This window comes from Singulisphaera rosea (assembly GCF_054877945.1).
Genome location: NZ_JBTYIP020000001.1, coordinates 442,919 through 455,936 on the forward strand (window position 1 = coordinate 442,919; position 13,018 = coordinate 455,936).

At 63.5% G+C, this 13,018-nt stretch carries 10 protein-coding genes; all 10 read left to right on the forward strand.

Annotated elements, in window-relative coordinates; translation table 11 throughout:
• Positions 1–6 precede the first annotated feature (6 nt).
• The 10 genes from nuoH (at position 7) to ACYOEI_RS01790 (ending at position 12,946) form a co-directional block, all read left to right on the forward strand.
• Entirely contained in the window at positions 7–1,080 is a 1,074-nt protein-coding gene (nuoH, locus tag ACYOEI_RS01745) for an NADH-quinone oxidoreductase subunit NuoH (RefSeq protein ID WP_462847535.1), read from the forward strand.
• 111 nt (positions 1,081–1,191) lie between these two features.
• Positions 1,192–1,767, forward strand: coding sequence for a NuoI/complex I 23 kDa subunit family protein (locus tag ACYOEI_RS01750; protein WP_462847536.1), 576 nt, complete (start codon positions 1,192–1,194; stop codon positions 1,765–1,767).
• A 33-nt stretch (positions 1,768–1,800) separates the two neighbouring features.
• On the forward strand, positions 1,801–2,622 hold the full coding sequence (locus tag ACYOEI_RS01755; RefSeq protein WP_462847537.1) for an NADH-quinone oxidoreductase subunit J family protein: 822 nt from the start codon (positions 1,801–1,803) through the stop codon (positions 2,620–2,622).
• Between the two features lie 88 nt (positions 2,623–2,710).
• Positions 2,711–3,181, forward strand: coding sequence for an NADH-quinone oxidoreductase subunit NuoK (gene nuoK, locus ACYOEI_RS01760; protein ID WP_462847538.1), 471 nt, complete (start codon positions 2,711–2,713; stop codon positions 3,179–3,181).
• Between the two features lie 84 nt (positions 3,182–3,265).
• Positions 3,266–5,323 carry an NADH-quinone oxidoreductase subunit L gene (nuoL, locus tag ACYOEI_RS01765; protein ID WP_462847539.1) on the forward strand — a complete coding sequence of 686 codons (2,058 nt, stop codon included), beginning with the start codon at positions 3,266–3,268 and terminating at the stop codon, positions 5,321–5,323.
• A gap of 134 nt (positions 5,324–5,457) precedes the next feature.
• Positions 5,458–7,161 carry a complex I subunit 4 family protein gene (locus ACYOEI_RS01770; RefSeq protein WP_462847540.1) on the forward strand — a complete coding sequence of 568 codons (1,704 nt, stop codon included), beginning with the start codon at positions 5,458–5,460 and terminating at the stop codon, positions 7,159–7,161.
• Positions 7,161–8,756, forward strand: a complete 1,596-nt coding sequence (locus tag ACYOEI_RS01775; protein WP_462847541.1) for an NADH-quinone oxidoreductase subunit N — start codon at positions 7,161–7,163, stop codon at positions 8,754–8,756. The genes ACYOEI_RS01770 and ACYOEI_RS01775 overlap by 1 nt, the downstream gene beginning before the upstream one ends.
• Positions 8,757–10,608: 1,852 nt before the next feature.
• On the forward strand, positions 10,609–11,739 hold the full coding sequence (locus ACYOEI_RS01780; protein ID WP_462847542.1) for a DUF1559 family PulG-like putative transporter: 1,131 nt from the start codon (positions 10,609–10,611) through the stop codon (positions 11,737–11,739).
• A gap of 146 nt (positions 11,740–11,885) precedes the next feature.
• Positions 11,886–12,377, forward strand: coding sequence for a hypothetical protein (locus ACYOEI_RS01785; protein WP_462847543.1), 492 nt, complete (start codon positions 11,886–11,888; stop codon positions 12,375–12,377).
• Between the two features lie 104 nt (positions 12,378–12,481).
• Positions 12,482–12,946 (forward strand): hypothetical protein, encoded by a 465-nt coding sequence (locus ACYOEI_RS01790; protein ID WP_462847544.1) that lies wholly within the window; start codon positions 12,482–12,484, stop codon positions 12,944–12,946.
• Positions 12,947–13,018 lie beyond the last annotated feature (72 nt).

A 13,018-nucleotide genomic window follows, 5' to 3' on the forward strand; every position in this document is an offset into this window, starting at 1 on the left:
AGGTCTATGTCAGCGTTAATTGTCCTCGTCGGGATCATGATCAAGATCCTCCTCGTCGTGGGCATCACCCAGGGCGCGGTGGCCTATCTCATCCTCGTCGAGCGGAAGGTGGCCGCCTATTCGCAAGACCGGATCGGGCCGAACCGTTGCGGTCGCGACTTCGGCTTGCCGATGGCGCTGCTGCAACCCCTGGCCGACGGCGCCAAGATGCTCCTCAAAGAGGACATGGTGCCGGGGTACGTGGACAAGCCCCTGTACATCCTCGCCCCCATGATCGCGATCATCGCGGCGACGATCTCCTTCGCGGTCGTCCCGTTCGGCGTCGTCGGCCCGAACGGGCCCGACCTGTACAACGGGCCGATCCAGTTCCAGATCGCCCCCGGGATCGACGTGGGGATTGTTTATATCTTCGCGATCGGCAGCCTGGGTGTCTATTCGATCATCCTCGCGGGATGGTCGTCCAACAGCAAATACGCCTTCATCGGCGGCCTCCGCTCCAGCGCCCAGCTCATCAGCTACGAGATCCCGATGGGGATGTCGATCCTCGGGATCGTCCTGCTGACCAAGTCGCTCGACCTGAACACCATCATCAACTGGCAGGACACCAACCACGTCTGGGGCATCGTCGTCCAGCCCTTGGGATTCCTGCTCTTCTTGATCAGCGCGTTTGCAGAGACGAATCGTCTCCCCTTCGACCTCCCCGAGAGCGAACAGGAGTTGGTCGCGGGGTTCCACACCGAATACTCGGCGATGAAGTTCGGGATGTTCTTCCTCGGAGAATATCTGAATATCATCACAACCAGCTATCTAATCGTCATCCTCTTCCTGGGCGGTTGGGACGTCCCGTTCTTGACCGACCAGCACCAGACCGGCTTGCTCTGGGCGTTCGTGAAGATGGGGGCGATGATGGCCAAGGTCGGCTTCCTGATCTTCTTCATCATGTGGATCCGCTGGACGATCCCCCGGTTCCGCTACGACCAACTGATGGACCTGGCCTGGAAGTCGATGATTCCCCTGTCCATCGTCAACCTGGTCGCGACCGCCGGCATCGTCCAGTTGCTTTGGGGTTGGGGCAAGTAACCACAAACGGGTCGGCGGTCCCGAGGGCTGTACAGCCCGGGATCGTCCGCCATCCATATGAACACTCGTCCTGGCCGAGTGCGAGCCGATTACCGTGAGGGAGAACGCGACGTGCGTCCCGACGACCCGAGCCTGAAGCGACTGACGCCTCCGAAATTGACCCCGTTGGAGAACCTCTACATCCCCGCGATCCTTACGGGTCTCGCGGTGACGGCGAAGCACATGCTCGGGGTCGTCTTCGCGAATAAGGCGATCACCGTCCAGTATCCCGAGGAACAGCACGTCCCGAGCCCCAACTATCGTGGCGTGCACCGGCTCAACAAGGACGAACAAGGCCGGGTCAAGTGCGTGGCTTGCATGCTCTGCGCCACCGCATGCCCCGCCCACTGCATCGACATCGTCGGGGCGACCGCACCCGACACCTGGCCCGACCGTGAGAAATACTGCGAGAGCTTCGTCATCGACGAGCTTCGCTGCATTTACTGCGGGATGTGCGAGGAAGCCTGCCCCGTCGAGGCCATCGAGCTGACCGGGCTGTACGACTTGACCGGCCTCTCCCGCGAGCAGATGATCTTCGACAAGTCGAAGCTGCTTTCCGTCTTCGACGCGACCAAGGACGCCGAGCCGATGCGATTCGGCAAAGGTCCCCAGGGGATCGCCCACGACACCACCCAGACGACGTCCTGACCCTACGCCCGCTTCGAGAAGGACACAGGAAACGTGGAACTTCTGGCATTGAATGATCTGTCGCAGGCCATCGGGGTGGCCCTCGGGGCAACAGGCACTTATCTGTTGCTCCCGTACCGGCATGGCGGCGCGAAGCCGAAGCGGGTGCACATCACCGGCGGGATCCTCACAGCCATCGCTCTCCTCCTGCTGGCCATCCTCTGGAAGTCCCCCGGGCCGCTCCTGAGCAGCGTCTTCTTCTACGCCTTCAGCCTCGCGGCCATCGCCTGCGGGATCCTGACCATCACGTCCAGGAACCCGATCTACAGCGCCCTCTGGTTCGCGTCGGTCGTGCTGTCGACCTCGGGCCTCTTCCTCCTCGCAGGCGCCCAGTTCCTCGCCGCGGGGACGATCATCGTCTACGCCGGTGCGATCATCGTGACCTTCTTGTTCGTCATCATGCTCGCGCAGATGGAAGGGCGGGCGATCTACGACCGGGCCTCACGTTCGCCCTTCCGGGCCACGATGACGAGCTTCCTGCTTTTCTGGGCCGTGCTCTACAGCCTCGTGAGCATCACGCCGGGCGCGAAGGTCTTCAATGCCCCGCCCGGCCTGCTCCCCAACACCGCCGCCATCGCAGGGACTTCCCCGTCGGTGGAGGCGGTCGTGGCCCGGGCCGTGCGGCCGACCGCCAAATTCGTCGACGAAAACGGGGTGACCAAACCTCACGTCGCGAGCCTGGGTGAGACGCTCTTCACCGACCACCTGATCACGGTCGAACTGGCGGGGACGCTGTTGTTCGTCGCCTTGATCGCGGCCATCGCGATCGCGACCCCGAAGGCGCCGATCCGACCGGGCGACCGCTCGCCCGCCTGACGTCACCAACGCGACGGCCTCGAGACTGCAACCTCCCGAAATCGATCGACAGAGTCGGACCGGAACCGATCACGAAACGAGTACCGATATGCCCCCGGAAGACGTCCTCTTCGGCATCCTCAAGAACTATCTTCTCGTCGGCGCCGCGTTGATGAGCCTGGGGATGCTCGGGTTTCTCGCCCGTCGGAATATGATCGTCATGTTCCTCTCGGCCGAGATGATGCTCCAGGGGGTGGCCCTGACCCTCGTCGGCTTCGGCGCCTATCACGGCAACTGGACCGGACAGGTGTTCACTATCGTGATCCTGACCGTCGCCGCGTGCGAAGCGTCGGTCGCGCTGGCCTTGATCCTGATCCTGTTCAACCGGAAGTCGTCGCTGGACGTTACCCTCTGGCAAGAGATCCGGGAGGCGGGGCAGCCCGGCTTCTCCCCCGCCGCGGAGGAAGCCGAGGCCGAGCCGGTGATGGCGACCAACGGGCCCGACACCTACCCGCACCTGATCCCCGCCGGCCACGAGCCGGAACACCCGACCCTGCCGTGGACCGAACGGCGCGACTAACGGCCGAAGGGGCCGTGGGCCACTCCGTCCTGGACCGGGCGAAACCTCAGCGACTAGACACGAAAGAACGTTGGGAGCCGTGACGTGCCGAATTCTTTGGTGAGCAACGCCTGGCTGTTGCCCTTCTGCCCCTTGCTAGGGGCGCTGGTCGCGGCCGCTTTTGGGAACAAGCTCCGAGAGCGGGCCCACCTCCCGGTCGTCATCGGGATTTTCCTCGCGTTCCTGGTCTCGCTCGGGCTCCTGGCCTCGGCGAAGCCCGAGACCACCGTGGTCGTCTACGACTGGTTCGAGGTCAGCCGCCTCCACGTGCCGATCGAGTTCCGGATCGACGGCCTCACGACGATGATGCTGTCGATGGTCACGTTCGTCTCGACCTTCGTCGCCATCTTCGCCTCGGGCTACATGGCCGGCGACCCGGCGTATCCGAGGTTCTTCGCCTGCGTCGGGCTCTTCGTCTTCTCGATGACCGGGCTCGTCCTCTCGAACAATTACATTCTTACCTATGTCTTCTGGGAAGGCGTGGGTACGTGCAGCTACCTCCTGGTGGGCTTCTGGCACGCGAAGCCGTCGGCCGCCGCCGCGGCGAAGAAGGCGTTCCTCGTCAACCGCGTCGGCGACGTCGGGTTCGCCATCGCCCTCTTCTGGCTCTGGGTCGTCTCCAAGGGGAATGACCTGAGCTACGGGAACGTCCTGAGCCGAGAGAACCTCGAGCAGATCCCGGCCGCCGCGCTCGCGGGAATCGCCCTCTTGTTCGTCTGGGCGGCCACCGCCAAGAGTGCCCAGGTCCCGCTCTACGTCTGGCTCCCGGACGCGATGGAAGGCCCGACCCCCGTCTCGGCCCTCATCCACGCCGCGACGATGGTCACCGCCGGCGTCTATCTGCTCGCCCGCTCCGCCCCGATCCTGGTCCATGCACCCGGGGTGCAGTTGCTGATCGCCTCGATCGGCTGCCTCACCGCACTCCTCGCGGGAGCGATCGCGGTCACCCAGACCGACCTCAAGCGGGTGCTCGCCTACTCGACAGTGAGCCAGCTCGGCTACATGTTCATGGGGCTCGGCGCCGGGGTCGGCGAAGTTGCCCAGTTCGCCGTCGTCGCCGCGATGTTCCACCTCTTCACCCACGCCTTCTTCAAGGCCCTCCTCTTCCTCGGGTCGGGGAGCGTCATGCACGCAATGGGCGGGGTGCTCGACATGCGTCGCTTCCGGGGCTTGAAGAAACGCCTCCCCTACACCTACCTGACCTTCACGATCGGTGCCCTCACCCTGTCGGGCCTCCCGCCGTTCGCCGGCTTCTGGAGCAAGGACGAGATCCTCGCCGCCCTCAAAGCTGCGTCACACGCCTCGGGACACGACGGGTGGGGCGGCGGAGCCTACATGGCGATCTACTGGGTCGCCGTCTTCACCGCCTTCCTGACCGCCTTCTACACCGGACGGGCCTACTTCCTCACCTTCTGGGGTCCCGAAAAGCTCCCCAGCCCTGACGACCCCGAAGCCGTCGTCGAGGCCGACGCGGGTCACGGTGCGGCCCACGACGACCATGGCCACGGCCACGACGCCCACGGCGATAGCCACGGCCACGGACACGACTCCCACTTCGGGCACGAGTCGCCGCCGATCATGACCATCCCCTTGATGGTCCTCGCCGTCTGTGCCACGTTCGTCGGACTCGCCTTCGGGCCGACCGGCTGGTTCGAGGGCCATATCGAGCACACGCTCGGCTTCGAGGAACTCCCGACCTTCGCCCACCCGCACTCGTTCGATTACGCGACCGCCATCGTCGGCACGCTCGTCGGGGTGATCGGCATGGGCTTGAGCTTCGTGCTCTACGCGAAGCCAAGCCCGATCCCGGGCGACCTGGCCGCCAAGCTGAAGCCGCTGTATCTCGCCTCTTACCACAAGTTCGGGGTCGACGAGTTTTACGTCGCGTTCGTCGTCAAGCCGTTCCTTGTGCTCGCGAAGGTCTTCGCGTTCCTCGACCAGTATCTCGTCCACGGCGGACTCGTCCGAGGCACTGCGGGGATCCCACGGCTGATCGGGCGACGTGCGCTGGCCCCCCTGCAAAACGGCCTGGTCCAGTTCTATGCGGCCGCGACCGCTCTCGGCATTGCAGGGCTGCTCTGGTTCCTGCTGCTCTTCACCTGATCCATCGATCCTATGTCGGCCGGCGACGCGGCCCTCGCCGCGTCGGCCGATCGAATGGCCCGCCGGGCGGGCCGTTCGGAACTTGACCTCGCACGAGAGACCACGGATTCGTCGGGCGACGAGGACCTAAAGAGATGGCGACCCTGTTGGTGATCACGGCCTTCCTCCCGCTCGTCGGGAGCGTGGCCCTCTTCGTTTCGCCTCGGCTCGAGGTCAAGACGGCGCGGGTGCTCGCGCTCGCGACGGTCCTGGCCACGCTCGCCTTGAGCCTGATCCTGGCCTTCGCGTTCAAGCCTGGCGTGGTCGAACCCCAGTTCGCCTTCTCCGAAGGGGGCAAGCTCGGCCTTTCCTGGCTCGGTACGCCCGACATTCGGTTCGCCCTCGGCCTCGACGGCCTGAGCTTCTGGCTCTACATCTTGACCTCGGTGCTGATGATCCCAGCCGTCTTCGCGTCCTGGGAGTCGATCACCGAACGGGCCCCGCTCCACTACGCCTTCCTCCTGATGCTCCATTCGGGCTTGCTCGGGCTGTTCGCCAGCCTCGACGTCGTCCTCTTTTACATCTTCTTCGAGTTCTCGCTGATCCCGCTCTTCTTCCTGATCGGGCTCTGGGGAGGCTCGGAGCGCCGGCAGGCGTCCGTGACGTTCTTCCTCTACACGCTGGCGGGAAGCCTCTTGACGCTCCTGGGCGTAATTGCCCTGGTGATCGTCCACCAGCAACACTCGCCGAATCATACGCTGACCTTCTCACTCCCCGAGCTGACTCAAGGGCTGGCGAACCTCCCCTGGAACGACTGGAAGAAGACCACGCCCTGGTCGGCCAGCCCGCAGGTCCTGATCTTCCTGCTCCTGTTCGCGGGCTTCGCGATCAAGGTGCCGATGTTCCCGTTCCACACCTGGCTCCCCCTGGCGCACGTCGAGGCCCCGGCGGCGGGCTCGATCCTCCTCGCCGGCGTGCTCCTGAAGGTGGGGACCTACGGGCTCCTCCGATTCAACTTCGCGATGACGCCGATCGGAGCCCAGGTCCTGTTCCCGCTCCTGGCCACGCTCGCCGTGATCGGCATCGTCTACGGAGCACTCGTCGCACTCGCCCAGACGGACATCAAGCGGCTGGTGGCGTATAGCTCCGTCAGCCACATGGGCTTCATCGTCCTCGGCCTGTTCTCGCTGAACGCGACCGGGATGGACGGTGCCGTCATCCAGATGGTCAACCACGGGATCACGACGGGGGCACTTTTCGCCTGCGTCGGCGTGATCTACGAGCGATATCACACGCGGGAGATGGCCGAGTTGGGCGGGCTCTGGGAGCGGCTCCCGCTCTTGGCCTTCTTCCTGATCATGGCATCCCTGGGCTCGGCGGCGGTCCCGGGTCTCAATGGATTCGTCGGCGAGTTCCCGATCCTGCTCGGCATGTACTCGAAGAGCCCGAGGGCCGCAATCATCTCCGCGACCGGAATGGTCCTGGGGGCCTGGTACCTGTTCTGGATGCTCCAGCGAGTCGTCTTCGGGCCGCTCCACGAGCCCCACGGTCATGATCACGGTCACGGCTCGGACCACGGTCCCGCGGCGCCCGCCGAGGTCGTCCGCCCGATCGGCTGGCACGAAATCGCCGGCCTGACGCCCCTCATGGTCCTGATCGTCGGGATCGGCATCTACCCGCGGCCCTTCCTCGAGCGGATCCGTCCCGCGATCGCCCCGATCGCCGCCCAGTTCCCAACCCAAGAGGCCCAGAAGACCGAGTCGGTGGCGAAGGCCAAGACTCCGAAGGTTGCGCTCGAATCGGGCCCGACCCCGGCTTCTGTCACGTTCACCCAAGTTCCCACGAAGGGCCGCCGTTAATGCCTCCTCCCATCGCGTTGGACGTCGCCAAGCAAACGCTCCTGGTCTTGCTGCCGGAGTTCGTGATCCTGTTCGTGGCGGTCGCCATGATGACGGCCGGTGCCTTCGTCCGGCTCCCGCGACGCGTGTGGTCGGGGGCGTCGGCGGCCGCCACCGTCGTGGCCCTCTTGGTCTTGATCAGCCTGAAGGGCCAGGCGACCGGCTTGTACTCGGCGGTGGCTCTGAACGATGCCCTGTCGTTCGACTCGAGGCTCTTCCTGCTGCTCACGGGTCTCATCGTCCTCGCCCTGGCCCATGACCAGGTCGACGACGCGAGGGCGCCCGAGTTCTTCGGTTCGATCCTGATGATCAACGCCGGCGCGATGCTCGTCGCCGCCGCGAACGAACTGGTCTTCCTGTTCGTCGGCCTCGAGCTGGTGAGCATCCCGACCTACCTTCTCCTGTACCTCTCGAGGCGGAACGCGGAGACCCAGGAAGCGGCGACCAAGTATTTCTTCCTGAGCATCTTCTCCTCAGGGCTCTTGCTCTACGGTTTCGCCTTCCTCTACGGGCTGACCGGTGTCACGAACCTCAAGGCGCTCGCGTTCCTGGTGCAGCATGCCCCGAACGTCCCGCAGCCGCAGTTGGCCCTCATCGCGGTCGTCTTCATCATGGCCGGCCTCGGGTTCCGAGTCGCGGCGGTGCCGTTCCACTTCTACGCCCCGGACGTGTATCAAGGGTCACCGACGATCGTCTCGGCGCTCCTCGCCTGGATCCCCAAGGCGATCGGCTTCCTCGCGATCATCCGGACCCTGACCTCGGTCATCTCCGCGGACGGGATCTCCGGCGAGCTCTTGCACCGGGTCGTCATCCTCTCCTGGATCATTGCGGCCATCACGATGACCCTGGGCAATACCGTGGCCCTGGTCCAGAACGACCTGAAGCGACTCCTCGCATACTCGTCGATCGCCCACGCTGGCTACCTCATGATCGGCGTGGCCGCCGCTTTCTACAACACGCCGACCTCGTTGAATTCGCCGGGCGCGTCTCCTCCCTCGTTCCTCGGGGCTCAGGGGATCCTGCTCTATCTCGTCGCCTACGCCCTGATGACGCTCGGGGCCTTCGGGATCATCATCGCCTTGAGCACGCCCAAGCGAGAGATCGAGACCATCGATGACCTCGCGGGTCTCGGTTCGACCCACCCGCTCCTCGCCCTCGCGATGGCGGTTTGCCTCTTCAGCCTCGCCGGCATCCCGCCGATGGCCGGGTTCTATGGCAAGTTCGCGATCTTCATGTCCGCGTTCAACGCCACGGCCAACGAAGATGCAACCCTCTTCCAGTGGCTCGGCGTCGTCGGCGTGCTGAATGCCGCGGCTGGAGCGTTCTACTACCTGAGGATCGTGGTCCTCATGTATCTCGGGCCGACCCCCGCCACTCCGATCGCCTGCAAGGTAAGCTGGCCGACCGCCGCCGCCGTCGGCGTCTGTGCGGCCTTCTCGCTTATCCTCGGGATCTACCCGGCCCCGATTTCGCAGGCCTCGCGAACGGCGGCCGAAGCGGCGTTGTCCCTCCCCGACCCTTCCCCACAGCCGGTCGCCGCGGTCAATCTCAAGTAAGAAACGCACACGTCCCGGTCGAGAATCCTCTCGCCCGGGACGTTCCTTGCGCATCGCGGTCGTGCAACCTCGACTCTCCCTTCCACTAGCCTGGCCTGGCCTTCCTCTCTTCGTGTCATCTCGCACACGGGCTCATCCTTCGACTTGAGGCGACGAACGCGTGGCTTGAACGCGGCTCGGCGTGTCTTTGGCCCGCATTTGGAGGCGAAAGCGAGACAGGCTCCGCAGCGCGGTGGCCTGCCTCCAATTTCGCCGCAAAGGTCGATGGGGCTCCGGACGTTGGAACCGGTCACCCCACCTCGGTGTCGATCCGAGTGGGGTCCATTCTGACCCGCTGGGATCCAGTCCCAATTTCCTCCGACAAATACAGCACGTACGACAACCGCCGACCTCCGTCCGTCCCGGTTTCGATGTCGCCCCATCCAATTCGCTAATCTTCGGCGAGGCTGCGGCCTCGAGAACCTTTCGCATCTGAGAGATCCTCCCTCAAGTTGTGGCTCCTGATGTCCTGACGACGCCCGGGCGCTTTGTCCGTGCATAACGATCACGTCTTGCGTGAATGACCCGTGGATGCGTCGCGCCATGTTCTGTTGGCAAACCGCAGAGCCGTGGGCTGGCGCACGGTCGAGTCCCTCATGTCGCCCCATTCAGTTCGGCGGATACCGAGCACTCATTTCCTTCGCTTCGGTCGGGGTTGAATCCACCGTCTTCGAGGTTTGTATTCGCGCCGGCGCTCATGATTGCGTCGGAAACCGTCCGCGTGGGATCGGATCGTTCTCGGGGTGTGCATAACCTTGGATAGCACCAACAGCACGCACCCATGAGTCGATCATTGGAGTCGAGGACGCATTATTCCGAGCCGATGGGACAGGACAGTCGCGGAAGACGCTCCTTAGGAGGGGAGCTCTGTGATGGATCCTTTGGTTGGTCGGTCTGCGGAGTTTGATGACCCGATTCCCGACCCTCGTGGGAGTTCCTTTTTCCCACCATCCGCAAAAAAAAACGAGCGTCTTAGGATTTTTCTTTGGACACTCTCTGAAACCATTAGGTGATCCAGGCCTATTTATTTCGTCGACGACGATTTTGGGCTCTCCCACGAAAGTTGCTGTCGATTTGACCGATGAAAAAATTCGTCGAAACCTCATGGTGACCCCACCGAAAGTTCATCTCCAAGCCTCGTCATCGAGCCGTCTCGAGCATCCCGTCGGGACGATCCGCCCCTCAATGGGTTGCCCTAACACTTTAAAAAGCAACGAGATCCGTCGACTCGTCCGGCGTCTCTTTGGTGTGTTCCTCGGTCCGCGTGAGTTCCCTCGAGGACGATTCCACCCGTCGGCTCCGACCCTCGACATCACTGTTTTCTGAACACTTAATCACACATAGATTTCGAAATATTTCGTGAATTTTCTCTTCGACATACGGTTAACTTCCTAGGTTTATGCGCGTTGTTTTTCGACATGCGTATCGATGATCTGCGATCAGAGATGGCGTTCCACGCCCAAATTCTCCTTGACCCTGTCGTCGACGGAGTCATAAAATCCACATCGTTCAAGTCACGCTGTTCGGGGGCTGATTCACTCTCACTCCTCCCCTGGACGCCAGCCGATCCTGACTGATTGGTTCTACGCATCTTTCATCACGTTTCTCGTCCTGGGCCGCCCATGTCTGGTCGGCCGCCGTGTCGTCTCGTCCGAATTCGTTCGTGAATCGAGTCGTCTCCAATCCGCGACTCGGTCCTGCGTTAACCGCTCGAAGGGTTAATGAGGATGGTGTTGCGCCGTTCGTTCTCGTCCGTCCGCCTCATCTCGCGTCCGATGTCCATTCGATCCGTCATTTTCTGAAAGGGTCATGCATGCTCACGTCGTGTCAGGTGAAGGCCAAGCGAGCGTTCACGCTCATCGAACTGCTGGTTGTGATTGCCATCATCGCGGTCTTGATCGCCCTGCTGCTGCCGGCCGTCCAGAGCGCCCGCGAGGCCGCCCGCCGCATCCAGTGCACGAACAACATGAAGCAGATCGGCCTGGCACTGGCCAACTACGCCGACCTGTACCAGACCTATCCCCCGGGCGGCATCACCCAGGCGGGGAACCCGTGGGCCAAGGGTGCCAACTCGCTCAACTGGCGAGCCATGGTCCTGCCGCTCATGGAAGGGACGAACATCTACAACTCCTTGAACTTCGTCCTGAACGCGAACGACGGTGGTGCCTCGTCGGCCTCGTTCTTCACGGCCTACTCGGTCACGATGACCTCGTGGATCTGCCCCTCCGACGGCGAGAACGGCAACGGCAAGCTCCCCAACGGCCAGCTCGCCGCTTCGAACCCGAAGGGCCAGTTCTGCAACCAGGTCACCGACCCGAACACGGGTGTTGCCACCGCCATGGTCCCGGTCTCGAACTACGCCGGTAGCTTCGGCGACAACTACTGCGGCGGCGTCCTCTGCGGCAACCTGCCCTGGGAAACCGCTTGGAACGGCTCGCCGGCTCCGGGTGCCCCGCGCATCGGTTGGAATGGCTACTGGGGCACGAACTTCGGCCTCCCCGACGGGTTCACCGCCGGTGCCGGCACGATGCGTGGCTTCTTCGACTACCGCCTCACCCAGCCCCCGGCGTCGCAGGCCAGCGTGACCGACGGCACCAGCAACAGCATCGTCGTCGGCGAAATGATGCCGAGCCGAGCGGGTGACAGCAACTTCTGGTTCCAGAACGGTGGCCTCGCCGGCATGACCGTGCCACTCGGCTGGAACTCGAACACCGTCGACGCGGCCTCTGCTTCATGCAACCAGGCCTGGCAGGCCTCGTCCGCCCCGCTCGGCTGCCGCTTCGGTGCAGCCGCCAAGGGCTTCGTCAGCCTCCACCCGGGTGGGGCTAACTTCCTGTTCGCCGACGGCTCGGTCCACTTCCTCAAGACCAGCATCAGCATGGCGACCTACTGTGCCCTCGGCAGCCGGAACGGCGGCGAGGTCATCAGCGCCGACGCCTATTGATCGCGATCTCACCCACACGCGATCGGGGCCCCGGCCCCGGTCGCGGCCCGATGAATCCTGTTCCCCTCGGGCTTATGCCGCCCGGGGGGCTCCTCATTACGGACAGGGCCTCCGAAGGCCGACCACACCAAGGAAATCATCCGTCCATGTTTAAGACTCGCCTGCACGGGCCGTCCGGACTCCGGTCGGCCGCGGTTGTTTTTTCGTGGTCCCTGATCACCTGTCTGGGTTGCGGTGACGACTCCGGGCTCCCCCCCAGAATCCCGGTCTCGGGCAACATCACTTATAAGGGGACCCCCGTCGAAAACGGGATGATCAACTTCGCTCCGGTCGATCCCGAAGGCCGAGCGGCCTCCGGTCAGATCGAGAACGGTCGATATGCACTGACCACCATCAAAAATGGTGACGGCGCCTTGCCGGGCAAGTACAAGGTGACCGTGACGTCCAAGTCCATCGACACGACCGAGCTGAAAGCGATTGCGAAGGGGGGCCAGTTCCATCATGATAAGGCCTTCGCGAAATCCGTGAAGAACGCCAAGAATCTGGTTCCGTCGAAGTACTCTCTCGCCGATACCTCGGGTCTCGAATTCGAGGTCTCTCCGAGCACAAATAATTTCGACAAGGACCTCACGGACTAAGGTCGACGGCCGTCCTCTGCCCGAGGCTGGCCAGTCGGCCGGTGCCGGGCGGTCGGACGGCGGATCCTGACTCTTGGCTGACCCGTCCTTGGAGCTTCCGATCGATGTCCCGATTCGGTGCCCTCTTCACTCTCCTCCCCCTCCTTGCCACGGTCGGATGCACTTATGAGCCGGACGGCACGAAGGTCTTCGTGCCCGTGACCGGGAAAGTGACCTACCACAACTCCCCGGTGGAACTAGGAACGATCAGCTTCCTCCCCTTCGATCCGAAGGGAACCCCCGCCACCGGTCAGATCGCCGGCGGGGTCATTCAGAATGTCACCAGCGTGACCCAAAGCGACGGGATCAAGGTGGGACGCTACCGCGTGGCGATCTCCGCCTACAACAAGGAGTACCTGGAGGGGCAGTCCGAACGGGGACCCGAAGGACCCGATCCCGCCATCGTGACCAAGGCGGCGAACAAGGCGAAGATCGTCATCCCCGTCCGCTACAGCAACGCCCGGGACTCGGGACTCGTCGCCGTGATCAAGCCCGAGGGGACTGACCTCAATTACGTCCTAGAGGACTGACTCGCGGGGTCACGACGTTGAGATCGTCGTGACATCCCCACGGCTTTCCATTCGGGTCGGTTGTCTCGTAGG